Annotated in this window: 20 protein-coding genes; 12 read left to right on the top strand and 8 right to left on the bottom strand. The window is 73.8% G+C overall.

Annotation, left to right across the window (positions count from 1 at the left end; all coding sequences use genetic code 11):
* Positions 1-83: 83 nt before the first annotated feature.
* Positions 84-866, bottom strand: coding sequence for a sirohydrochlorin chelatase (locus IE108_RS12740; RefSeq protein ID WP_064727765.1), 783 nt, complete (start codon positions 864-866; stop codon positions 84-86).
* A 164-nt stretch (positions 867-1030) separates the two neighbouring features.
* Between IE108_RS12740 and IE108_RS12735 the strand changes: the two genes are divergently transcribed.
* The gene (locus IE108_RS12735) at positions 1031-1717 is read left to right on the top strand and encodes a SanA/YdcF family protein (protein ID WP_064727766.1); all 687 of its coding nucleotides are present in this window, start codon (positions 1031-1033) and stop codon (positions 1715-1717) included.
* Positions 1718-1844: 127 nt separating this feature from the next.
* Positions 1845-3932 (top strand): molybdopterin oxidoreductase family protein, encoded by a 2088-nt coding sequence (locus tag IE108_RS12730; RefSeq protein ID WP_064727767.1) that lies wholly within the window; start codon positions 1845-1847, stop codon positions 3930-3932.
* A gap of 22 nt (positions 3933-3954) precedes the next feature.
* Here IE108_RS12730 and IE108_RS12725 read toward each other — a convergent pair whose 3' ends face one another.
* Positions 3955-4374: a gamma-glutamylcyclotransferase family protein gene (locus tag IE108_RS12725; protein ID WP_064727768.1), complete on the bottom strand. Its 420-nt coding sequence runs from the start codon at positions 4372-4374 to the stop codon at positions 3955-3957.
* A 154-nt stretch (positions 4375-4528) separates the two neighbouring features.
* On the opposite strand from IE108_RS12725, the gene IE108_RS12720 reads away from it, so the two are divergent.
* Positions 4529-6172 carry a M4 family metallopeptidase gene (locus tag IE108_RS12720; protein ID WP_064727769.1) on the top strand — a complete coding sequence of 548 codons (1644 nt, stop codon included), beginning with the start codon at positions 4529-4531 and terminating at the stop codon, positions 6170-6172.
* A 68-nt stretch (positions 6173-6240) separates the two neighbouring features.
* On the opposite strand, the gene IE108_RS12715 is transcribed toward IE108_RS12720, so the two are convergent.
* The gene (locus tag IE108_RS12715) at positions 6241-6828 is read right to left on the bottom strand and encodes an NADPH-dependent FMN reductase (RefSeq protein ID WP_064727770.1); all 588 of its coding nucleotides are present in this window, start codon (positions 6826-6828) and stop codon (positions 6241-6243) included.
* 293 nt (positions 6829-7121) lie between these two features.
* Between IE108_RS12715 and IE108_RS12710 the strand changes: the two genes are divergently transcribed.
* On the top strand, positions 7122-7655 hold the full coding sequence (locus IE108_RS12710) for a GVDTG sorting domain-containing protein (RefSeq protein ID WP_064727771.1): 534 nt from the start codon (positions 7122-7124) through the stop codon (positions 7653-7655).
* 121 nt (positions 7656-7776) lie between these two features.
* Positions 7777-8406 (top strand): class F sortase, encoded by a 630-nt coding sequence (locus IE108_RS12705; protein ID WP_064727772.1) that lies wholly within the window; start codon positions 7777-7779, stop codon positions 8404-8406.
* On the opposite strand, the gene IE108_RS12700 is transcribed toward IE108_RS12705, so the two are convergent.
* A complete protein-coding gene (locus IE108_RS12700; RefSeq protein WP_064727773.1) occupies positions 8344-8736 on the bottom strand; it encodes a winged helix-turn-helix transcriptional regulator in 393 nt (130 codons plus the stop codon). The genes IE108_RS12705 and IE108_RS12700 overlap by 63 nt on opposite strands.
* 163 nt (positions 8737-8899) lie before the next feature.
* A complete protein-coding gene (locus tag IE108_RS12695; RefSeq protein ID WP_064727774.1) occupies positions 8900-9682 on the bottom strand; it encodes a sulfite exporter TauE/SafE family protein in 783 nt (260 codons plus the stop codon).
* 197 nt (positions 9683-9879) lie between these two features.
* Between IE108_RS12695 and IE108_RS12690 the strand changes: the two genes are divergently transcribed.
* From IE108_RS12690 to IE108_RS12665, 6 genes are all read left to right on the top strand, one after another.
* Complete coding sequence (locus IE108_RS12690; RefSeq protein ID WP_064727775.1) at positions 9880-11112, top strand: NAD(P)/FAD-dependent oxidoreductase; 1233 nt, start codon at positions 9880-9882, stop codon at positions 11110-11112.
* Positions 11112-13724, top strand: a complete 2613-nt coding sequence (nirB, locus tag IE108_RS12685; protein ID WP_064727776.1) for a nitrite reductase large subunit NirB — start codon at positions 11112-11114, stop codon at positions 13722-13724. The genes IE108_RS12690 and nirB overlap by 1 nt, the downstream gene beginning before the upstream one ends.
* Complete coding sequence (gene nirD, locus IE108_RS12680; RefSeq protein WP_064727777.1) at positions 13721-14071, top strand: nitrite reductase small subunit NirD; 351 nt, start codon at positions 13721-13723, stop codon at positions 14069-14071. Before nirB ends, nirD begins: the two co-directional genes overlap by 4 nt.
* Before the next feature lie 72 nt (positions 14072-14143).
* Positions 14144-14728, top strand: a complete 585-nt coding sequence (locus tag IE108_RS12675) for a TetR/AcrR family transcriptional regulator (protein ID WP_064727778.1) — start codon at positions 14144-14146, stop codon at positions 14726-14728.
* A 98-nt stretch (positions 14729-14826) separates the two neighbouring features.
* Positions 14827-15594 (top strand): SDR family NAD(P)-dependent oxidoreductase, encoded by a 768-nt coding sequence (locus IE108_RS12670; protein ID WP_064727779.1) that lies wholly within the window; start codon positions 14827-14829, stop codon positions 15592-15594.
* Between the two features lie 127 nt (positions 15595-15721).
* On the top strand, positions 15722-16876 hold the full coding sequence (locus IE108_RS12665) for an alkaline phosphatase PhoX (RefSeq protein ID WP_064727780.1): 1155 nt from the start codon (positions 15722-15724) through the stop codon (positions 16874-16876).
* A 22-nt stretch (positions 16877-16898) separates the two neighbouring features.
* Here IE108_RS12665 and IE108_RS12660 read toward each other — a convergent pair whose 3' ends face one another.
* The gene (locus tag IE108_RS12660; protein ID WP_064727781.1) at positions 16899-17831 is read right to left on the bottom strand and encodes an oxidoreductase; all 933 of its coding nucleotides are present in this window, start codon (positions 17829-17831) and stop codon (positions 16899-16901) included.
* A 182-nt stretch (positions 17832-18013) separates the two neighbouring features.
* Here IE108_RS12660 and IE108_RS12655 point away from each other — a divergent pair, with 182 nt between their 5' ends.
* The gene (locus IE108_RS12655; protein ID WP_064727782.1) at positions 18014-18463 is read left to right on the top strand and encodes an excalibur calcium-binding domain-containing protein; all 450 of its coding nucleotides are present in this window, start codon (positions 18014-18016) and stop codon (positions 18461-18463) included.
* A 28-nt stretch (positions 18464-18491) separates the two neighbouring features.
* Here IE108_RS12655 and IE108_RS12650 read toward each other — a convergent pair whose 3' ends face one another.
* A complete protein-coding gene (locus tag IE108_RS12650; RefSeq protein WP_064727783.1) occupies positions 18492-19694 on the bottom strand; it encodes an acyltransferase family protein in 1203 nt (400 codons plus the stop codon).
* Between the two features lie 240 nt (positions 19695-19934).
* Complete coding sequence (gene ppdK / locus IE108_RS12645; RefSeq protein ID WP_064727784.1) at positions 19935-22664, bottom strand: pyruvate, phosphate dikinase; 2730 nt, start codon at positions 22662-22664, stop codon at positions 19935-19937.
* Positions 22665-22668: the final 4 nt, after the last annotated feature.

Raw genomic sequence — 22668 nt, 5'->3', positions numbered from 1 at the left:
CGGTGGGGGCGGGTGCGTCTGCCGGGTTCCGTGGTCGGGCGGCTGCAGGGAGGCTGTGGCTGGTCGCGCAGTTCCCCGCGCCCCTAGGGGGTGGTGGTTTCCCGGCGAGTAGAGGCGCCGCCTGTGATCGGAATCACCGCCTCGTCGTAGCGGTGGAGCAGCAGGCGGGCCATCGCCGGGTGGGTGCCCAGGGGGGCCGACGCGATCCACGGGGCCGCCGCCGCGGTCTGGGTCGCGAAGCGGCCCGGGGCCGTGAAGCAGGCGGCGACGGCCACCCGGCGGTGGCCGCGGGCCGTCAGGGTGCGGACGGCCTCCGGGACCGTGGGGGACGCCGCCGAGGCGTAGGCGGGGAGGACCGGGACGCCCAGGCGGGCGGCGAGGAGGGACGCCGTGCGGGTCGTGTCCGTGCGGGAGTCGGGGTCGCGCGAGCCCGCGCAGGCGAGGACGGCGGCGGCGTCCCGCGGGGGGCGCGAGGGCCAGCCGGCCTCCAGCAGGCGGGCGTGCAGGGCGTCCACGAGCAGGGGGTGCGGGCCGAGCGGGGCGGCGACGCGGGCGCGGGCCGGGGACGCCGCGGCCGTGCCGGGGATGTCGTGCTTGACGTGGTGTCCGTTGCCGATCAGGAGCGGCACCAGGACCGCCGGGCCGTCGCCGAGCGCGGCCAGGGTGTCGGACAGCAGGGGCGCGTTCAGCTCGATGTGGCCGAGGTGCACCGGCAGACCGGGGCGCAGCGCGCGGACGCGGTCCAGGAGGGCGGTCACGGTGCTCAGGGCGCGCGGGTCGCGGCTGCCGTGGGCGACGGCCACCAGGGCGGGTGGGCCGCCGGTGGTCCGCGTGCTCGAGCTGCCCGTCACTGTCATCACCGTCATGCGCCGATCGTGGCCGGGTGACGTTGCCTTCCCGTTGCGTGGGCGTCACGGCCATTTTCCGTCGGTTCACAGGACACCGCCCACCGGGTGTGAGCCGCCGGCGAACCGGGCGGCCCCTCCGGACGTCCCAGAGGGCAGGAACCGACCGGGGAGGGGACCGTCCGATGCGCCGCCCGAGACTTCGCAGACCACGCCTGCCGCGCACCCGCACGGGACGGCGGCGGCTGATCCAGGCGGTGGCGGCGGCGTGCGTGCTGGCGCTGCTGCCGGCGACGTGGATGCACCTGGTCACCGGCGACCGGCTGCGCGCGACGGCCGACGTGCCCCGCACCGGGGTCGCCGTCGTCTTCGGCGCCGGGCTGTGGGAGGGCGAGCCGTCGCCGTACCTGGCGCACCGGCTGGACGCGGCGGCCGGGCTGTACCGCGAGGGGCGGATCGAGGTGGTGCTCGTCACCGGGGACAACAGCCGCGAGGAGTACGACGAACCGGACGCGATGCGCGCGTACCTGGTGCGGCACGGGGTGCCCGACGGGCGCATCGTCAGCGACTACGCGGGCTTCGACACCTGGGACTCCTGCGTCCGCGCGAAGAGGATCTTCGGCGTGGACCGGGCCGTGCTGATCAGCCAGGGCTTCCACATCCGGCGCGCGGTCGCCCTGTGCGAGGAGGCGGGGGTGGTGTCGTACGGCGTCGGGGTGGACGAGCGGCACGACGCGACCTGGTACTACGGGGGCGCCCGGGAGGTGCTGGCGGCGGGCAAGGCGGCGCTGGACGCGTTCTTCGAACCGGACCCCCGCTTCCTCGGGCCCGAGGAGCCGGGGGTGGCGCGGGCCCTGGCCGACGCTGGATGAGCCTCCCGGCCCCGGCGCGGGCCGCCTCCCCCTCACCGCGGCCCGGGGGCGGCGGGGAGGTCGCCGTCCCGGCGGTGTAACAGCCGGCCGCCCGGCCGCGTAACACGGAAGCCGCAGGCTGGACGGCATGCAGAACACCGTCACGCCCACACACTGCCCGTACTGCGCCCTGCAGTGCGGGATGAATCTGACGCCCGCCGCCGACGGGACGGTCGAGGTGGGCGAGCGCGCGGACTTCCCGGTGAACCGGGGCGCGCTGTGCGGCAAGGGGCGTACGGCGCCGCAGGTGCTCGCGTCGGGGGCGCGGCTGACCTCGCCGCTGGTGCGTTCCGACGGCGGTGAGCTGGTGCCGGCCGGCTGGGACGAGGCGCTGGACCGGATCGCCGGAGGCCTGGCCCGCACGCGGGCGGAGCGCGGCGCGGACGCGGTGGGGGTGTTCGGCGGGGGCGGGCTGACCAACGAGAAGGCGTACGCGCTGGGCAAGTTCGCGCGGGTGGTGCTGGGCACCTCGCAGATCGACTACAACGGCCGGTTCTGCATGTCGTCGGCCGCGGCGGCGGGAACGAAGGCGTTCGGGCTCGACCGCGGGCTGCCGTTCCCGCTGGAGGACATCCCGAGGACCGGGTGCGTGATCCTCGTGGGGTCGAACCCGGCCGAGACGATGCCGCCGTCCCTGCGGTACTTCACCGAGCTGCGGGAGAACGGCGGCACCCTGATCGTCGTCGACCCGCGCCGCACGAGGACCGCCGAGCAGGCCGACCTGCACCTGGCGCCCAGGCCCGGCACCGACCTGGCGCTGGCGCTGGGCATGCTGCACCTGGTCGTCGCCGAGGGGCGGGTGGACGAGCGGTACGTCGAGGAGCGCACGGCCGGCTGGGAGGAGGCGCGGGCGGCGGCGATGGCGCACTGGCCGGAGTACGTGGAGCGGATCACGGGGGTGTCGGTCCCGGAACTGCGGGAGGCGGTGCGGCTGTTCTGCGCGCCGGAGGCGGCGATGGTGCTGACCGCGCGGGGGCCGGAGCAGCAGGCCAAGGGCACCGACACGGTGGGCGCGTGGATCAACCTGTGCCTGGCGACGGGGCGGGCCGGGCGGCCGCTGTCGGGGTACGGCTGCCTGACCGGGCAGGGCAACGGGCAGGGCGGGCGCGAACACGGCCAGAAGGCGGACCAGTTGCCGGGCTACCGCAGGCTGACGGACCCGGCGGCACGGCTCCACGTGGCCGGGGTGTGGGGCGTGGACCCGGACTCGCTGCCGGGGCCTGGGCGCAGCGCGTACGAGCTGCTGGACGCGCTGGGGACGGACGTCCGGGCGCTGCTGCTGATGGGCTCCAACCCCGTGGTGTCGGCGCCCCGCGCGGCCCACGTCGAGGAGCGGATCCGGTCGCTGGACTTCCTGGCGGTGTGCGACGTCGTGCTCTCCGAGACGGCGGCGCTGGCGGACGTGGTGCTGCCGGTGACGCAGTGGGCGGAGGAGACGGGGACGACGACGAACCTGGAGGGGCGGGTGCTCCTGCGGCGGCGGGCGGTCACCCCGCCGGACGGGGTCCGCGGCGACCTGGAGGTGCTGCACGGCCTGGCGGACCGGCTGGGGGTGGAGAAGGGGTTCCCGACCGAGCCGGAGGAGGTCTTCGAGGAGCTGCGCCGGGCCAGCGCGGGCGGTCCGGCGGACTACTCGGGGATCGACTACCGCCGCCTCGGGGAGGGGAACGGCGTGTTCTGGCCGTGCCCGGCGCCCGGGTCGGAAGGGCCGCCGCATCCGGGCACCCCGCGCCTGTTCCTGGACCGCTTCGCCACCGGCGACGGCCGGGCCCGGTTCGCGGCCGTCGCGCACCGGCCGAGCGCCGAGGAGCCCGACGAGGCGTATCCGGTGCTGCTGACCACGGGGCGGGTCCTGGCGCAGTACCAGTCCGGGGCGCAGACCCGGCGGGTGGCCGAGCTGAACGCCGCCGCGCCCGGCCCGTTCGTGGAGCTGCACCCCCGGCTGGCGGCGCGGCTCGGAGCGGCCGAGGGGGATCCGCTGGCGGTGGTGTCCCGGCGGGGGCGGGCGGTGGCGCCGGCCCGGATCACGACCGGCATCCGTCCGGACACCGTGTTCATGCCCTTCCACTGGCCGGGCGAGGGCCGCGCCAACACGCTGACCAACCCGGCGCTCGACCCGACGTCGCGGATGCCCGAGTTCAAGGTGTGCGCGGTGCGGGTGGAGGTGGCGCGGTAGGCGACGGCGGGGGCCGCCGCCGTCATCGCACGGGCCAGTTCCCGTCCGCGACCGGTCTGCCGGTGGACCGCAGCCGGGCCGCGACCGCGGGGGCGGCGACGTACACCCAGGCCCGCAGGGTCGTCCCGTCGGCGTCCCGTACGACGGTTCTGGCCACGCGGTCGTAGAGGTTGCGCGGGTCGCCCGGCACGTACTCCTCCAGCCGGTCCAGTTCGGCGAGCAGCGCCTCGTACTCCTCGGGCAGCGCGGTGACCACCTCCCCGCGCACGGTGCCCCCGGGCGCCTCCACGGCGTAGGGGTAGCCGGGCCCCGGGTAGAGCAACGCTCCGCGCAGGAGTGCGGGTTCCTCGGCGCGGGTGCGGCCGCGCAGGAAGAGGCCGTGATTCACGCCGCCCGGGCGCAGGGTGCCGTAGACGAAGAACGGCAGTCGCGTGGTGTCCACGACAGGTCATCCTCTCGCCCCATGCCCCTCATGATCTTCACCGGTGGGCTATGGACATGACATGTCGGGGGTCCATTAAATCTGAGTCAACACCCCCGCCTCCCCACGCCCCGCACCCCCACGCGCCCCGAAGCGCTCCTCCCCAAGGAGTCCGATGAGCCGAATACGGCACGTCCGAGGTTCCCGCCCCGCCACGGCCGGCATCGCCGCCGCCACCGCCGTCCTGCTCGGCACCTTCCTCGCGCCCGCCTCCCACGCGGCCGGCGCCCCCACCCGCGACGACGCCGTCGGGCACGCGGCGGCCGTCCTCGCCGACCGGGCCGGCGCCCTCGGCCTGACCGCGGCGCAGGACACCGAGGTCCGCGACGTCGTCGTCGACGCCGACGGCACCCAGCACGTCCGCTACGACCGCACCTACCGCGAACTGCCCGTCCTGGGCGGCGACTTCGTGCTCCACCTCGCCCCCGACGGCGCGTTCCGCGGCGCGGACCGCGCGACCGGGGCCCAGGTCTCCCTGCCGACCGTCACCCCGAAGCTGTCGGCCCCCGAGGCCGCCGACCTGGCCGCGAACGCGCTGCGGGCCGTCCGTCCGGGCGAGCTGCTGAAGAGGCTCACCGCCAAACCGGAGCTGGTGGTCGACGCCCTGCACGGGGCCCCGAAGCTGGCCTGGCGGACGAACGCGGCGGCGCTGGACCCCGGTGGCAACCCGGTCGCCCGCACCGTGCTGACCGACGCCGGCACCGGCGCCCGCATCGACGCCTGGGACACCGTCGAGACGGCCGCGGGCGACGGCGAGTCGCTGTACGGCGGCAGGGTGCCGCTGGAGACGACGTCCTCGGGGTCGTCGTACCAGCTCAAGGACCCGACGCGCGGCTCCACCTACACCGGTGACGCGGAGAACCGGACCGACCTGTGCCTCCTCGGCATCTGCCTGGTCCGGGCCCCCTCGACGCCGTTCACCGACGCCGACAACCACTGGGGCACGGGGAGCGGCGGCGACCGCGCCTCGGCCGCCGTGGACGCGCAGTACGGCACCGACGCCACGTGGGACTACTACGAGGACGAGCACGGGCGCAGCGGCATCGCGGGCGACGGCAAGGGGTCGTACAACCGGGTGCACTACGGCAACGAGTACAACAACGCCTTCTGGGACGACAGCTGCTTCTGCATGACGTACGGCGACGGTGACGGGAGCACCTTCGGGCCGCTGGTCTCGCTGGACGTCGCCGGGCACGAGATGTCCCACGGCGTGACCTCGTCGACGGCTGCGCTGGCCTACTCGGGCGAGTCCGGCGGCCTCAACGAGGCGACCTCCGACATCTTCGGCACCCTGGTGGAGTGGCACGCGGGCAACTCCACCGACCCCGGGGACTACCTGATCGGCGAGAAGGTGGTCCGGGGCGGGTTCGGCCGGGACGCCCTGCGCTACATGGACGAGCCCAGCAGGGACGGCAGTTCGGCCGACTGCTGGAGCACGGCGGTGGGCGACCTGGACGTCCACTACTCCTCCGGCGTCGCCAACCACTTCGCCTACCTGCTGGCCGAGGGCAGCGGCGCGCGGACCGTGGGCGGGGTGCGCTACTCCTCCCCCACCTGCGACGGCTCCTCCGTCTCCGGGATCGGCCGGGACAAGCTCGGGGACGTCTGGTACCGGGCGCTGACGGTGTACATGACCTCGTCCACGGACTACGCGGGCGCCCGCACCGCCACCCTGCGCGCGGCCGGTGACCTGTACGGCACCGACAGCGCCGAGTACGCCGCGGTCGGCGCGGCGTGGAGCGCGGTGGGCGTGGGCTGAGCACGGCGCGCACACGGTGTGGGCCGCCCCGGGTTCCGTCGCGGGACCCGGGGCGGCGCCGCGCGTTCTCAGATGTCGTCGTAGGGCCGCTTCTCCTTCGCCTCGCGCAGGGCGCGTCCCCACCACACGAGCTGGTCGAGCATCGTCTTGGCGGCGGCGTCCGGCCCCGCCGGGTCCCGGAGCCTGCCCTCGTCGTCGAAGGACGCGCCCGCGTTGTGGAAGGAGACGGTGTCGCGGACGGTGACGGCGTGCAGTTCGGCGAAGACCTGGCGCAGGTGCTCCGCGGCGCGCAGGCCGCCGGACAGGCCGCCGTACGAGACGAGGCCGACCGGCTTGGCCCGCCACTCGGTGAAGTGCCAGTCGACGACGTTCTTCAGGCCCGCCGGGAAGGAGTGGTTGTACTCGGGCGTGAGGACCACGAAGGCGTCGGCGCCCGCGAGCTTCGGAGTGATGCCGGCCAGCGCGGCCTTCGCCTCCGGGGTGGGGGCGAACGTGGTGGGCAGGTCGGCCGCGGCCACGTCGACGACCTCCGGCACCAGGTCGTCGTGGGCCCGGAGGTGGCCCAGGAGCCAGTCGGCGACCACGGGGCCGAAGCGGCCGTGGCGGTTGCTGCCGACGAGGAGGGTCACCCGCAGCGGGGCGGTCGTCGTGTTCATACGGGCCAGCCTGGTACCTCGACCAAACTTGAGGTCAAGCACCGCTGTCGGCGGGCCCGTTCGGCGGCACCCCTCACCCGTTCACACGCGGCTCCCGCGCCCTTCCGGATCTTTTCCCCCGCTCGCCCGGCACTCCCCCGTGACCTGCTGAAACGGAGTCACGCGCGGTGCCGACCGGCGGGCCGGTGACACCCGTTCATCCCAATCCCGGCCGCACGCTCGGGGAGCGGGGCGCCGCCGCTGGCACTTTCCTCGGTAGGGCAGGGGCCACCGAAGAGCTCAAAGGAGCACCGATGCGACGTACCGCCCGCCTGCTGACCGGTACCGCGCTCGCCGTCGCGGCCGTCGGCCTCGCCTGCCCGGCGACCGCGTACGACGGGGAGGCCGCGGCGACCGGCGGGCTGGAGGTGTACCCGACCTCGGTCGTGCCGGGCGAGCGGGCCATGGTGACCACGGCGTCGTGCGGCGAGGGCGGTTCGGCGGCCGGTGACGCCGGCGCGGTCGGCGCCGGCACGTTCCCGCTGGCGCCGGGGACGGGCGACGGGGAGGCGGCCGGCCACTTCGAGGTGCCGCCGAGCGCGCAGCCCGGCACCTACGAGATCGTCGCGACCTGCGGGGACGACGAGCGGCGGGTGACGGGTGACCTGGTGGTCACGCTGACCCCGGCCGACGAGCAGGTGTACCCCAGAGGAAGCGTCAAGACGGGGGTCGGCGGCGCTCTTGGCCCCGACCCCGTGCAGACCGCGGCCGGCGTGGCGGCTCTCGCCGTCGCCGCCGCGGGCGGTACCTGGCTCCTGCATCGCCGGGCGAGAGGCGACGGGATCTGACGGGCACCCTCCGCTGCCCGTCCGCCGGTACCGCACTTCCCCGCCCCCTCCGGGTCCGACGCCCCTCGCGGCCCGGAGGGGGCCGGGGCCACCCCGAGGGCCCGTCTGGAGAGGGGATGTCATGCGCAGGGTCGGCAATACCGCGATAGCCGCGGTCACCGCGGTCGCGCTCTGCTCCGGGGCATGGCTGCTGGCCGGCGGCACCGGGAGCGAGGCCCCGCCGCAGCCGTCGGCCGCGCAGGCCGCCTCCGGCACCGGGCACGGCGCCCAGGAGCCGCCCGCCGCGCCGGCGCTGCCGCCCTCCCCGCCGGACCGGATCCGCATCCCGGCGATCGAGGTGGACGCGCCCATGACGGGGCTGGGGCTGACGCCCTCGGGCAGCCTGGACGTGCCGCCCGCCGAGAAGAAGAACCTCGCCGGCTGGTACGAGGCCGGCACCACCCCGGGCGAGACCGGCACCGCGATCGTCGCCGGGCACGTCGACAACGCCGAGGGTCCCGCCGTCTTCTACCGGCTCGGCGCCCTGAAGAAGGGCGCCGCCATCGAGGTCGACCGGCGGGACGGGGGCGTCGCGCTCTTCACGGTGGACGCGGTGGAGGTCTACGCCGCCGACGACTTCCCCGACGCGAAGGTGTACGGCGCCGCGCACCGGCCCGAGCTGCGGGTCATCACCTGCGGCGGCGGCTACTCACGCAGTACCGGCTACCAGGGGAACGTCGTCGTCTTCGCGCACCTGACCGGCGGCCGGTGAGCCGTCGTCCAGGACGTGGTCCCTGCCCCACCTGCCGAGCGGCGCCAGCGCCTCGTTGAGGGCGACGCCCCGCGCGGTGAGCGAGTACTCGACCCGCGGCGGCACCTCCGGGTACTCCTCGCGGTGCACGATGCCGTCGGCCTCCAGCTCCCGCAGCTGGGCGGCGAGGACCTTCTCCGTGACGCCGGGCAGCTCCCGGCGCAGGGCGCCGAAGCGGCGGACGCGCTCGCCGAGCGCCCAGAGGATCAGCACCTTCCACTTCCCGCCGACCACGTCCATCGCCGCGTCGACGCCGCACACGTACGCCCCCGGCCGCCGTGCCGTGCCCATCCCCGTCACCCCGTTCGTCCACCGACCCGCGTGCTTCCCCCGGGGGCAACCCACGTACTTGAGCGGGCCCGTCTCCCGGAAGAGGCTTGTCCCCATGACCGACAACCCGACCGCTGACGCTATTCCCCCCACCGATCAGCCGGCCTGATCCAAACGACAGGCCTCAGGCCACCCACTGCTCGTACGCCAGATTCGCCACCAGCGCGAACACCACCGTCAGCAGCACGACCCGCACGAAGCCGCTGCCCTTCTTCAGCGCCGTGTGGGCGCCGAACATGCCGCCCGCCAGGTTGAAGACAGCCATCAGCGCGGCCAGCTGCCACAGGACCGCCCCCTGCCAGGCGAACGTGGCGAGGGCGCCCGCGTTGGTGCAGCAGTTGACGATCTTGGCGGTGGCCGAGGCGGTGACCAGGTCCAGGTGGAGCAGGGCGGTGAGGGCCAGGACCAGGAACGTGCCGGTGCCGGGGCCGACCAGGCCGTCGTAGAAGCCGATGCCGACGCCCGCGAGGCCGATCGCGGCGAGGATCTGGCGGCGGGTGGCCGGGCCGGTCGCGGGTGCCGTACCGAAGGCCGGGCGGAAGATCACGAAGGCGGCGACGGCGAGCAGCACCACCATGATGACCGGCTTCAGCACCTCGGTGCTCATCCCGGCCGCGAAGAAGGCCCCGCCGGACGAGCCCGCGAGCGCCGCCAGGCCGATCCGGACGGCGGTGCGGACGTCCACCGGGGCCTTGCGGGCGTACGTCACCGCCGCGCCCGTGGTGCCGACGATGGCGACCGCCTTGTTGGTGCCCAGCGCGTGCGCGGCGGGGGTGCCGGCGGGCAGGCCGAGCAGCAGGGCCGGCAGGAGCAGGAGGCCGCCGCCGCCGACCACCGCGTCGATCCAGCCGGCCGCGAGGGCGGCGAGGCAGAGCAGGACGAGCGTGGTCAGCGATATGTCGGGCATGATCGCGACCCTAGGGACGAGATGGATGTGCCGTCCATCAAGATGAGGGTCTTCTGAGGTTACCGGCCGGTCGCCGTGGGCCCCGCCCGTACCGTCCGCGCCCTCACACCCACCCCCCGCACCCGCTGAGGGCAGCGTTCCCCCCGGGAAACAGACGTGATGCCACCGGGTAACACCGGCACCGCACGCTCGGTGCCATGACCTCGAATACGCGTGTGGTGGTGATCGGCGCCGGACTCGCGGGCGTTGCGCTCGCCCGGCGGCTCGGTGAGCTGGGTACGCCCGCGCTGCTGGTCGGCGACGAGGAGCACCGGCCGTACAACCGGGTGCTGCTCGCCGAGGTCCTGGCCGGACGGTACGGCCCCGAGACGGTCACCCTGCCCGCGCCCGCGGACCTGCTGCGCGGCCGGGTCACCGGCATCGACCGGGCCGGGCGGACCGTGCGGTGCGCCGACGGGTCGGTGATCGCGTACGACACGCTGGTCCTGGCCACCGGTTCCAACGCCGTGCTGCCGCCGCTGCGCGGCCTGTTCACCCCGGACCGCGCGCTGCCCGAGGGCGTGCACGCGTTCCGGACGATGGACGACTGCCTGGGCCTGTCGAAGGCGGTCCGGGCGGGGGTGCGGGCGGTCGTCGTCGGGGGCGGGCTGCTCGGGGTCTCCGCCGCCCGCGCGCTGGCCGTGCGCGGCGCCCAGGTCGTCCTCGCCCAGCAGGCGCAGCGGCTCATGGAACGCCAGCTCGACCCGGCGGCCTCCGCGCTCGTGCGGCGGCACCTGGCGGGCCTCGGCGTCGAGGTGCACACCGAGTGCCGGGTGCGGGACGTGCGCTGCGCCGGCGGCGCGGTGCGGTCCGTGGAGCTGGCCGACGGGTACGTCCTCGGCGCCGACCTGGTCGTCCTCGCCTGCGGGGTCCGGCCCCGCACCGGCCTCGCGCGGGAGGCGGGCCTCGACGTCGGCGAGGGCGTCCTCGTCGACGACGAACTGCGCACCTGCGACCCGCACATCCGCGCCGTCGGCGACTGCGCGGAGCACGCGGGACGCGTCTACGGGCTGGCCGCGCCCGCGCTGGAGCAGGCCGGCGCCCTGGCCGAGCTGCTGGCCGGCGGCACCGCCCGCTACACCGGCACCCGCTCCCTGACCCGGCTCACCCTCGCGGGGACCGGCGGCCCCCTCGGGCCGGACAGCCCCTTCGACCTGGCCGCGTTCGGCGAGACCGACCCCCTCCCCGGCGACGACGTCGTGCAGCTCGCCGACGCCACCCGGGGCACCTACCGCAAGGTCGTCGTCCGCGACGACCGGCTGGTCGGCGGGGTCCTGGTCGGCGAACTCGGCACCGTCGGCGCGCTCGCCCGCGCCTGGGAGGGAGCGGAGCCGCTCCCCTCCGACGGCGGCCCCCTGCTCCACCTGCTCACCCACGACGGAGGCTCCTGATGACCGCCACCCCGGCGCACCCCCCGACGATCGTGCTCGTCGGCCACGGCATGGTCGGCCAGCGCTTCCTCGAAGCCCTCGCCGAGCGCGGGCTGACCGGCACGCACCGCGTGGTCGTGCTGTGCGAGGAGCCGCGCCCCGCCTACGACCGCGTCCAGCTCACCTCGTACTTCTCGGGCAGGACCCCCGAGGACCTGTCGGTGACCGACCTCGCCTTCATCGAGGAGCACGGCATCGAGCTGCGCGTCGGTGATCCGGCCAAGAACGTCGACCGGGCCGCCCGCACGGTGACCGCCCGCTCCGGGCTCGTCGTCGGCTACGACGTCCTGGTCCTGGCGACGGGCTCCTACCCGTTCGTGCCGCCGGTGCCCGGCAAGGACGCCGAGGGCTGCTTCGTCTACCGGACGATCGAGGACCTGCTCGCCATCGAGGAGTACGCGAAGTCCGCGACGACCGGTGCGGTGGTGGGCGGCGGACTGCTCGGCCTGGAGGCGGCCGGCGCGCTCAAGGGACTCGGACTCACCTCGCACATCGTGGAGTTCGCGCCCCGCCTGATGCCGGTCCAGGTCGACGACGGCGGCGGCGCGGCTCTGCTGCGCACGATCGAGGGCATGGGCCTGTCCGTGCACACGGGGGTCGGCACGCAGGAGATCCTGACGGGCGCGGACGGCGCCGTCACCGGGATGCGGCTGTCCGACGGTTCCGAACTCGCCACCGACCTGGTGGTGTTCAGCGCCGGTGTCCGTCCCCGCGACCAACTGGCCCGCGACTGCGGACTGACCGTCGGCGAGCGCGGCGGCATCAGCGTCGACGAGCGGTGCCGCACGGTCACCGACGAGCGCGTGTTCGCGATCGGCGAGTGCGCGCTGGCGGCCGACGGGCGGGTGTACGGGCTGGTGGCGCCGGGCTACGAGCAGGCCGAGACGGCGGCCGCGACGATCGCCGCCCAGGAGGCCTCCTTCACGGGCGCCGACCTGTCCACCAAGCTGAAGCTGCTCGGCGTGGACGTGGCGTCCTTCGGCGACGCGCACGGCACCGCCGAGGACTGCCTGGACGTCGTCTACTCCGACTCCCGCGCGGGGCTGTACAAGAAGCTCGTCGTCGGCCGCGACGGCACGCTCCTCGGCGGCATCCTGGTCGGCGACGCCGAGGCGTACGGCACCCTGCGCGCCTTCACCGGCTCGGTCCCGCCGGTCTCCCCCGAGTCGCTGGTGCTGCCCGCCGGTGCCGGTGCCCCCGCCCAGCTGGGTCCGTCCGCGCTCCCCGACGACGCGGTGATCTGCTCCTGCCACAACGTCACCAAGGGCAGCATCCGCGGCGCGGTCACCGACCACGCGTGCACGACCGTGCCCGAGGTGAAGAAGTGCACCAAGGCGGGTACGGGCTGCGGCTCCTGCGTCAAGGTGCTCGGCCAACTGGTCACCGCCCAGCTGGAGGCGAGCGGCGTCGAGGTCGACAAGGGCCTGTGCGGCTGCTTCGCGCAGACCCGCGAGGAGCTGTACGAGATCGTCCTCGCCCTGCGGGTCACCTCCTTCCGGGAGCTGCTCGACGGGCACGGCCGCGAGGGCGCGCGGGGCGGCGACGGCTGCGAGGTCTGCAAACCGGCGGTCGGCTCGATCATCGCCTCCCTGGCCCCGGCGATCGGGGCGAGCGGCTACGTCCTGGAGGGCGAGCAGGCCGCGCTCCAGGACACCAACGACCACTTCCTGGCCAACCTCCAGAAGAACGGCTCGTACTCCGTCGTCCCGCGCATCCCGGGCGGCGAGATCGCCCCGGAGAAGCTGATCGTCATCGGCGAGATCGCCCGCGACTTCGGGCTCTACACGAAGATCACCGGCGGCCAGCGCATCGACATGTTCGGCGCCCGCGTCGAGCAGCTGCCGGTGATCTGGGCGCGGCTGGTGGACGCCGGCTTCGAGTCCGGGCACGCGTACGGGAAGTCGCTGCGCACCGTGAAGTCCTGCGTGGGGCAGACCTGGTGCCGCTACGGCGTCCAGGACTCGGTGCGGATGGCGATCGACCTGGAGCTGCGCTACCGGGGCCTGCGCTCCCCGCACAAGCTGAAGTCGGCGGTCTCCGGGTGCGCCCGCGAGTGCGCCGAGGCCCAGTCGAAGGACTTCGGCGTGATCGCCACCTCCAACGGCTGGAACCTCTACGTCGGCGGCAACGGCGGCGCCACCCCGCGCCACGCGGACCTCCTGGCGCAGGACCTGTCCGACGCCGAACTGGTCCGGCTGATCGACCGGTTCCTGATGTTCTACATCCGCACCGCCGACAAACTGGAGCGCACCTCCACCTGGCTGGAGCGCCTCCCCGGCGGCCTGGACCACGTACGGGACGTCGTCGTGCACGACTCGCTCGGCATCTGCGACGAACTGGAGTCCCTGATGCGGGCCCACGTGTCCCACTACCGCGACGAGTGGGCCGAGACCGTCAACGACCCCGAGAAGCTGGCCCGGTTCGTGTCCTTCGTGAACGCGCCGGACACCCCGGACCCGGTCGTGGGCTTCGTCCCCGAGCGCGACCAGATGAAGCCCGACCTGCCGCTGCTGAGCATCGGCGTGCGGCGCCCCTCGGAAGAAGACCTCCTGGAAGGAAGCACCCGGCGATGACCCTGGCACCCGAGACGACCGGCCTGAAGGTCCGGCTGCGGCTGACGGACGGCTGGTTCACCGCCTGCGGCCTCCACGCCCTGCTCCCGGGCCGGGGCGTGGCGGCCCTGCTGCCCGACGGCGGCCAGGTGGCCCTCTTCCGCGACCGGGAGGGCGGGCTGTACGCCATCGACAACAGGGACCCGTTCACCGGTGCCGCGGTCCTCTCCCGCGGCCTGACCGGCACCCACCTGGGCCGACCGTTCGTCGCCTCCCCGCTGCTCAAGCAGCGCTTCGACCTGGCCACCGGCCGGTGCCTGGACGACGACGGCGTACGGGTGGCGGTGTACGAGGTCGAGGCGGCCTGATCCCCTCGGGTCCGGTCTCTCCGAACAGACCTTTCTTGACTGGGCGTTCCAGAAAGACCTAGGCTGCGACGCGTGGCCAGGACCAAGGAGTTCGATCCGGACGCCGCGCTGTGGGCAGCCCTGGAGCTGTTCTGGGAGCGCGGCTACGAGGGCACGTCGATGTCGGACCTCGTCGAGCGCCTCGGCGTGGGACGCGCCAGCATCTACGCGACCTTCGGCAACAAGCGCGAGCTGTACCTGAAGGCGCTGGCGCGCTACGAGGAGGGGCTGCTGCCGGACCTGCTGGCGGACCTGTCCGCGCCGGGCGCCGCCCTGCCCGGCGTCCGGGCCCTGGTGCGGCGCTACGCCGCCGAGACGACCGCCGGGGAACTGCGCCTGCGCGGCTGTTTCGTGACCAACACCGCCGCGGAGCTGGCCCCGCACGACCCGGTCGCGGCCCGGCGGGTCGAGCGCAACTGGGACCAGCTGGAGACGGTGCTGCACACGGCGCTGGCCCGGGCCGGCGCCCAGGGCGAACTGCCCGCCGGCCGGGATCCGCGCGCCCTCGCCCGCATGCTCATGGTGCTGCTGCAGGGCATGCGGGTGGTGGGGAAGGCCTCGGCGGACCCCGCCAGGATCCGCGACGCGGCGGAACAGGCACTCGCACTGCTCGACTGAGAAGCCGCGACGCCCCCTTCACCGCGAAGGGAAGCGTCGCGCCGCGCTCCTCCACGCCCTCATACTGAACCGAACGGTCAAGAAAAAAGGGGAGATTCATGACCACCCAGCGCTTCACCGGCAGGACCGCCCTCGTCACCGGCGCGGGCTCCGGCATCGGCCGGGCCGTCGCCCTCGCCCTCGCCGCCGAGGGCGCGAACGTCGTCGTCGCCGGACGCCGGCGCGAACCGCTCGCCGAGACCGCGGCCCTGATCGAGGAGGCGGGCGGCAAGGCGCTGGCCCTCACCGCCGACATCTCCCGCGCCGACGACGTACGGGCCGCCGTGGACGAGGCCGTCGCGCACTTCGGCTCGCTCGACGTGGCCGTCAACAACGCGGGCGTCTTCCGCGGCGGGACCCCGGTGGCCGACCTCGCCGAGGCGGACTGGCACGAGCAGCTCGGCACCAACGTCACCGGTGTCTTCCTCGCCCTCGCGGCCGAGGTCCGCCAGATGCGCACCCAGCCGCACGGCGGCGCGATCGTGAACCTCGCCTCCACCTTCGGCCTGCACAAGCGCACTCCGGGCGCCACCGCCTACGCCGCCACGAAGGCCGCCGTCTCGGTGCTGACCCGGGGCGCCGCAATCGACCACATCGCCGACGGCGTCCGCATCAACGCCGTCAGCCCGGGCGCCACGGCGACCTCCATGTCCCTGCTCCCCGGGGAGAGCGAGGCGGAGCGGGCCGAGCGCATGCGGGGCGAGACGCCGCTCGGCCGCGTCTCGTCGGTGGCCGAGGTCGCCGCGGCGGTGCTGTACCTGGCCTCCGACGACGCCTCGTCGGTGGTGGGCACTGATCTGGTGGTGGACGGCGGGCAGACCGCCTGAGGCGCCCACGTGCCGCCCGCACGTCACGAGTTGTCCATGGCCCGTCAATCAGGCCGCCCTAGGGTCCGTGACCGCACGCTCCCGCCGCCGCCCGGCGGCGGGAGGGCCATGACACCCGGAGGCAGCAGTGGATCGTCGTACCCTCCTGCGCACGGCCGTCGTCGGCGGCTCGGCCGTCCTCGGCGGAACCCTGTGGCGCGGTGCCGCGTACGCCGCCCCCGCACAACCCGGCAGCGGACCCTACGGGGCGCTCGGCTCGCCCGACGCCAACGGCCTGCGCCTGCCGGCCGGCTTCACGAGCCGGGTGATCGCCCGCTCCGGCCAGAAGGTCGCGGGCACGTCGTACACCTGGCACAGCGCTCCGGACGGCGGCGCCTGCTACGCGGACGGCTCCGGCTGGATCTACGTCTCCAACTCGGAGGTCAACCCCTCCGGCGGCGCGAGCGCGGTGCGGTTCTCGTCCGCGGGGGCCGTCACCTCCGCGTACCGCGTGCTCTCCGGCACCCGGCAGAACTGCGCGGGCGGCCGGACCCCGTGGAACACCTGGCTGTCCTGCGAGGAGGTGGACCGCGGCTACGTCTACGAGACCGACCCGTGGGGCGTGAAGGCGGCGGTCCGCCGGGACGCCATGGGCCGCTTCAAGCACGAGGCCGCGGCCGCCGACCCGGTCCGCCGGGTCGTGTACCTGACCGAGGACGTCACCGACGGCTGCTTCTACCGCTTCCGCCCGACCACCTGGGGCGACCTCTCCGCCGGCACCCTGGAGGTGCTGGTCGCGGGCTCGGCCACCAGCGGGCCGGTGACCTGGGCCCGCGTCCCCGACCCCTCCGGTGCCACCGCCACCCGCGGCCAGGTCTCCGGCGCCAAGCGGTTCAACGGCGGCGAGGGCTGCTACTACGCGGACGACACCTGCTGGTTCACCACCAAGGGCGACAACCGCGTCTGGCAGTACAACGCGTCCGCCGGGACCATCGAACTCGCCTACGACGACTCCCTCGTGACCTCGGGCACGGCCCCGCTGACCGGCGTCGACAACGTCACCGGAAGCTCCTCGGGCGACCTGTTCGTCGCGGAGGACGGCGGCAACATGGAGATCTGCGTGATCACGCCGAACGACGTCATCGCCCCGTTCCTGCGCATCGACGGGCAGTCGGGATCGGAGATCACCGGCCCGGCGTTCTCGCCCGACGGCACCCGGCTCTACTTCTCCAGCCAGCGCGGCACGAGCGGAAGTTCGTCCGGCGGGATCACCTACGAGGTGCGCGGCCCGTTCCGCGCCTGAGCCGGACGGAGGGCCGCCGCGCTCAGGTCCTCAGCGCCTCGTAGGTGACCCCCGTCAGCCGCTCGGAGGCGGCCCACAGCCGCTCCCCCATCGCGTCGTCGAGGGTCCAGGGCGCCCGCCGGGACGGGGCGGGCGCCCCGCGCCACATCGCGAAGGACGGGCCGGTGAAGGAGTCCGAGGGGACGCCGGGCGCGGTCGCCGCGTACAGCACGGGCAGCGCGCCCGCCTCGGCGGGCTGGGCGACGACCCGGCTGGCCAGCCCCATGAGCCCGGTGGCCAGCCGGCGCCCCTCGGCGCGCGGTCCGGCGGTCATGAGGCCGGTGCGCGCGTACCCGGGGTGGGCGGCGACCGCGCGCACGTCCCAGGCGTCGTCGCGGGCCGCGAGCCGGCGCGCCAGCTCGTGGGTGAAGAGCAGGTTGGCCGATTTCGAGCGGCCGTAGGCGGTCCAGCGCCCGTACCGCCGGACGCTGTTGAGGTCGCGCGGATCGACCTTGCCCAGCGCGTGCAGGAAGCTGGAGACGGTCACGACCCGGGCGCCGGGCGTGGCGAGCAGGGTGGGCAGCAGCAGCCCGGTGAGCGCGAAGTGCCCGAGGTGGTTGACGCCGAACTGGGTCTCGAAGCCGTCCGCCGTCGTGCCGTGCGGCAGCGCCATCACCCCGGCGTTGTTGACGAGCAGGTCCAGCCGCTCGTACGGCAGCCCGTACGCGAACTCGCGGATGCCGGCCAGGTCGCCGAGGTCGAGCCGGCCCGGCTCCACCGCCGCCCCGGGCACCTCCTCGACCAGGCGCTCCACCGCCGCGCTCCCCCGCGCCTCGCTGCGGCAGGCGAGCACCACGTGCGCCCCCTTGCGCGCCAGCTCCCGGGCGATCACGTAGCCGAGGCCGCCGTTGGCGCCGGTGACGACGGCGACCCGCCCGTCCAGAGCGGGGATGTCACCCGTGTTCCAGCCGGTCATCCGCGGCTCCTTCCCTGGTCCGGACCCGTCTCACGGTACGCGCCCCACCGCCCTGAGCGGAGAGCTACCGTCCGGTCACGTCACGTTCGCGTCACGAGTCCTTCATATCGCCACCACATCTCCGGTACCTCAATAGCTTCGTCACCTCATATCCGCTCATCCACACCAATCCGGGACTCTCGATGAAGCTGCTCCGCAAGCCCGCCGCCGTGGCGGTCGCCGCGCTGGCCCTGGCCGCCCTGCCGTCCGCCGCCCTGGCGCACGACGGCTCGCACCCGTTCAAGAACTGCACCGAGGCGTACGAGGCCGGGTACTCGAACATCGAGAAGGGCGACCCGCACTACGGCGCGCACCTCGACCGCGACGACGACGGCGTCGGCTGCGACAAGCCGCCCGCCGACTTCGTGCCCGCCGAGGACTCGGGCGAGGAGGCCGCCGACGACGCGGCAGACACCGGCAGTGGGAAGGACACGGGCGGCGACAAGGCCGCCGGACAGCAGGGCACGGACCTGGCCGAGACCGGCGGCGACGACAGCACGCCGTACATCGCCGCGGGCGGCGCGATCGTCGTCCTGGCCGGCGGCGGCCTGCTGCTGGCCGTCGGCAAGCGCCGCGGCGGCGGGGCCGCCTGACCCGCGGACCGGAGCCGGGCCCCGCCGGTCAGCGGCGGGGCTCCGGTGTCTTGAGACTGAAGGCGGCACTGCTCAGCCAGCGCCGCGCGGCCCGGGCCACCGGGCGCTCCACGAACCGCTGCACGACGTACGACAGGGCGACCAGGGCGACGACGGTGGCGCCGACCACGACCCACGGGTCGGCCCGGTCTCCGAAGCGGTGCAGGAGGTTCACGCCGATGGCGTCGTGCAGCAGGTACAGCGGGAAGGTCAGCGTGCCCGCGACGGTCAGCCCGCGCCAGCGGATCCACCGGGTCCAGCCGAGCGCGACGGCGGCGATCAGCAGGAAGAAGACCGTGATGACCAGGACCAGCCAGCCGCGCCACGGCGACCAGGAGTCCCAGTTCAGGCGGCCCCCGTCGGGCGTCAGCAGGTAGTGCAGCGCCACCAGCCACGACATGGCGACGATGCCCCAGAGCAGCGGCGTCGGCCGGTAGCGGTACATCAGGTAGAAGGCCATGCCGGCGATGAAGTACGGCGCGGAGGGCGGGTTGACCAGCAGGGTCAGCAGCCGGATGTCGGCGCTGGGGGCCAGCACGGCGGCGACCGTCCACAGCCCGCAGTAGATCACCACGCGCTGGTAGGTCAGGCCCTTCCACACCACGACCGCGAAGGTGAGGTAGAAGCACATCTCCGGCCAGAGCGTCCAGTAGACCGAGTCCAGGTGCTCCACCCCGAGCGGCGTCTGGAGCATCGTCAGGTTCGCGAACAGCACGCGCGGCGACGGGTGCCCGAAGGGGTTGTCGGCGAAGAAGATCACGCACGCGGTGATCGCGACGGCCGCCCAGTACATCGGGTAGAGCCGGGTGACGCGGGAGATGAAGAAGTCACGCGGGGTGCGGCCCCACGCGCTCATGCAGATGACGAAGCCGCTGATCAGGAAGAACAGCTCGACGCCGAGCCGCCCGAAGGCGAAGTAGCCGTGCGCCACCGGGAACACGTCCTGCACGGGGCGGTCCCAGATGGTCTGCATCGTGGACGGCGCCTGGCCGACGAAGTGGAAGAAGACCACGGCCAGGGCGGCCAGGAACCGCAGTCCGTCCAGCGCCGCGAGCCGGTCCCTGCGGACGGGGGGACCCGCCTCGGGCACTCTCGCCCCGGCGGCGGCCCGGGGTGCCGGCACACCGGAAGCGGTCTCGCCGCCGCGCGTGGCGGTCGTGCCGGCCGGTTCCCTGTGATCCGTCGAGGTCATCCAACCACCGTTCCGGTGTGGGCCGCTGTCCGCTGCCGGGGATCTCAAACTTCGCTGACAGCGTGCTGCTGCTCACCTCACAGGGATTCACACCATGGAACGCGTCACAAACACCGGGTGAACGCGGAGAGGCGGCACCCCCGCACAGGGTGCCGCCTTCTCCCGTGGGCCGGAGCCGCCGCCGATCGGTGAGGGTGGTCGGGTGACAGACGGCGGCTCCGGGGTCTTCGTCCGGGTCGGCTACCGGTGGTCGCTGCCCTTCGAGCGCGACGCCGCGCGGCCTGCCTCCAGGCGGGCGACCGGGATCCGGAACGGGGAGCAGGAGACGTAGTCCAGACCCACCTCGTGGAAGAAGTGGACCGACTCCGGGTCGCCGCCGTGCTCGCCGCAGACGCCGAGCTTCAGGTCGGGGCGGGTGGCGCGGCCGGCCTTCGCGGCGGCGGCGACCAGGGAGCCGACGCCGTCCTTGTCGATGGTCTCGAACGGGGAGACGCCGAAGATGCCCTTCTCCAGGTAGGCCGTGAAGAAGCTGGCCTCGACGTCGTCGCGGCTGAAGCCCCACACGGTCTGGGTCAGGTCGTTGGTGCCGAACGAGAAGAACTGGGCGGCCTCGGCGATCTGACCGGCGGTCAGCGCGGCGCGCGGCAGCTCGATCATCGTGCCGATGGACAGCTTGAGCTTCGTGCCGGTGGCCGCCTCGACCTCGGCGATGACCTGGTCGGCCTCGTCGCGGACGATCTCCAGCTCCTGGACGGTGCCGACCAGCGGGATCATGATCTCGGCGCGCGGGTCGCCCTTGGCCGCCTTGCGCTCGGCCGCGGCCTCGGCGATGGCGCGGACCTGCATGGTGAACAGGCCGGGGATGACCAGGCCGAGGCGCACACCGCGCAGGCCCAGCATCGGGTTCTGCTCGTGCAGGCGGTGCACGGCCTGGAGGAGGCGCAGTTCGTTCTCGTGCGGCTCCTGGCGGGACTCCGCGAGGGCGACGCGCACCGACAGTTCGGTGATGTCGGGCAGGAACTCGTGCAGCGGCGGGTCGAGCAGGCGGACGGTGACCGGGAGGCCGTCCATCGACTCGAAGAGCTGGACGAAGTCCTGCTTCTGGAGCGGGAGCAGCTCCTTCAGGGACTCCTCGCGCACCGCCTCCGTGTCGGCCAGGATCAACCGCTCCACCAGCTCGCGCCGGTCACCGAGGAACATGTGCTCGGTGCGGCACAGGCCGATGCCCTGGGCGCCGAAGCGGCGGGCCCGCAGCGCGTCCTCGGCGTTGTCGGCGTTGGCCCGCACCCGCAGCCGGCGCTTGCGGTCGGCGAAGGCCATGATCCGGTGCACGGCCTCGACCAGCTCGTCGGCGTCCTCGGCGCCCGCGTGCATGCGGCCCTCGAAGTACTCGACGACCGGGGAGGGCACGACCGGGACCTCGCCCAGGTAGACCTTGCCGGAGGAGCCGTCGATGGAGATGACGTCGCCCTCCTCGACGACGTGCCCGCCCGGCACGGTCATCCGGCGGCGCTTGGTGTCGACCTCCAGCTCCTCGGCGCCGCAGACACAGGTCTTGCCCATGCCGCGCGCGACCACGGCCGCGTGGGAGGTCTTACCGCCGCGGGAGGTCAGGATGCCCTCGGCGGCGATCATGCCGTCCAGGTCGTCGGGGTTGGTCTCGCGGCGCACCAGGATGACCTTCTCGCCCGACCGCGACCACTTGACGGCGGTGTAGGAGTCGAAGACCGCCTTGCCGACCGCCGCGCCCGGCGAGGCGGCGATGCCCCGGCCGACCTTCTCGACCTTGGCCTCGTCGTCGAAGCGGGGGAACATCAGCTGCGCGAGCTGGGCGCCGTTGACGCGCTGCAGGGCCTCCGCCTCGTCGATGAGGCCCTGGTCGACGAGCTGGGTGGCGATGCGGAAGGCCGCGCCCGCCGTGCGCTTGCCGACGCGGGTCTGGAGCATCCAGAGCCGGCCGCGCTCGATGGTGAACTCGATGTCGCAGAGGTCCAGGTAGTGGTTCTCCAGCGTCTCCATGATCCGCATCAGCTCGTCGTACGACTTCTTGTCGATCGACTCCAGCTCGGCGAGGGCGACGGTGTTGCGGATGCCGGCGACGACGTCCTCGCCCTGGGCGTTCTGGAGGTAGTCGCCGTAGACGCCCTGGTGTCCGGAGGCGGGGTCGCGGGTGAAGGCGACGCCGGTGCCGGAGTCCGGGCCGAGGTTGCCGAAGACCATGGAGCAGACGTTGACCGCGGTGCCGAGGTCGTGCGGGATGCGCTCCTGGCGGCGGTAGAGCTTGGCGCGCTCGCCGTTCCAGGAGTCGAAGACGGCCTTGATGGCGAGGTCCATCTGCTCGCGCGGGTCCTGCGGGAAGTCCCGGCCGGCCTCGGTCTTGACGATCTTCTTGAACTTGGTGACGAGCTTCTTGAGGTCGGCGGCCTCCAGCTCGGTGTCGACCGCGACCTTCTTGGCCGCCTTCGCCGACTCCAGCGCCTCCTCGAAGAGGTCGCCGTCGACGCCGAGGACGGTCTTGCCGAACATCTGGATCAGGCGGCGGTAGGAGTCCCAGGCGAAGCGGTCGTCGCCGGCCTGCTTGGCCAGGCCCTGCACCGACTTGTCGGAGAGGCCGATGTTGAGGACCGTGTCCATCATGCCGGGCATGGAGAACTTGGCTCCGGAGCGGACCGAGACGAGGAGGGGGTCGTCGGTCTGTCCGAGCTTCTTGCCCATCCTGGTCTCGAGGGCGTCGAGGTGCGCACTCACCTCGTCACGCAGTGCCGCCGGCTCGTCGCCGCTGTCGAGGTAGGTCTTGCAGGCCTCGGTGGTGATCGTGAAGCCCGGAGGGACCGGAAGACCCAGGTTGGTCATCTCGGCGAGGTTCGCGCCCTTGCCGCCGAGGAGGTCCTTGAGGTCCTTGTTGCCCTCGGTGAAGTCGTAAACGAACTTGGGTGCGTTCGTTACCTGAGGTGCTTTGTTTTCCGACACGGGT

It is taken from the genome of Streptomyces parvulus (genome assembly GCF_014648855.1).
Lineage (GTDB): Bacteria > Actinomycetota > Actinomycetes > Streptomycetales > Streptomycetaceae > Streptomyces > Streptomyces parvulus.
This window is presented reverse-complemented; position numbering and strand designations above follow the sequence as displayed.

Coding starts and splice junctions, on each gene's coding strand:
- IE108_RS12740 (WP_064727765.1), bottom strand. CDS start 866: ATGACGGTGATGACAGTGACGGGCAGCTCGAGCACGCGGACCACCGGC.
- IE108_RS12735 (WP_064727766.1), top strand. CDS start 1,031: ATGCGCCGCCCGAGACTTCGCAGACCACGCCTGCCGCGCACCCGCACG.
- IE108_RS12730 (WP_064727767.1), top strand. CDS start 1,845: ATGCAGAACACCGTCACGCCCACACACTGCCCGTACTGCGCCCTGCAG.
- IE108_RS12720 (WP_064727769.1), top strand. CDS start 4,529: ATGAGCCGAATACGGCACGTCCGAGGTTCCCGCCCCGCCACGGCCGGC.
- IE108_RS12715 (WP_064727770.1), bottom strand. CDS start 6,828: ATGAACACGACGACCGCCCCGCTGCGGGTGACCCTCCTCGTCGGCAGC.
- IE108_RS12710 (WP_064727771.1), top strand. CDS start 7,122: ATGCGACGTACCGCCCGCCTGCTGACCGGTACCGCGCTCGCCGTCGCG.
- IE108_RS12705 (WP_064727772.1), top strand. CDS start 7,777: ATGCGCAGGGTCGGCAATACCGCGATAGCCGCGGTCACCGCGGTCGCG.
- IE108_RS12700 (WP_064727773.1), bottom strand. CDS start 8,736: ATGGGCACGGCACGGCGGCCGGGGGCGTACGTGTGCGGCGTCGACGCG.
- IE108_RS12695 (WP_064727774.1), bottom strand. CDS start 9,682: ATGCCCGACATATCGCTGACCACGCTCGTCCTGCTCTGCCTCGCCGCC.
- IE108_RS12690 (WP_064727775.1), top strand. CDS start 9,880: ATGACCTCGAATACGCGTGTGGTGGTGATCGGCGCCGGACTCGCGGGC.
- nirB (WP_064727776.1), top strand. CDS start 11,112: ATGACCGCCACCCCGGCGCACCCCCCGACGATCGTGCTCGTCGGCCAC.
- nirD (WP_064727777.1), top strand. CDS start 13,721: ATGACCCTGGCACCCGAGACGACCGGCCTGAAGGTCCGGCTGCGGCTG.
- IE108_RS12670 (WP_064727779.1), top strand. CDS start 14,827: ATGACCACCCAGCGCTTCACCGGCAGGACCGCCCTCGTCACCGGCGCG.
- IE108_RS12660 (WP_064727781.1), bottom strand. CDS start 17,831: ATGACCGGCTGGAACACGGGTGACATCCCCGCTCTGGACGGGCGGGTC.
- IE108_RS12655 (WP_064727782.1), top strand. CDS start 18,014: ATGAAGCTGCTCCGCAAGCCCGCCGCCGTGGCGGTCGCCGCGCTGGCC.
- IE108_RS12650 (WP_064727783.1), bottom strand. CDS start 19,694: ATGACCTCGACGGATCACAGGGAACCGGCCGGCACGACCGCCACGCGC.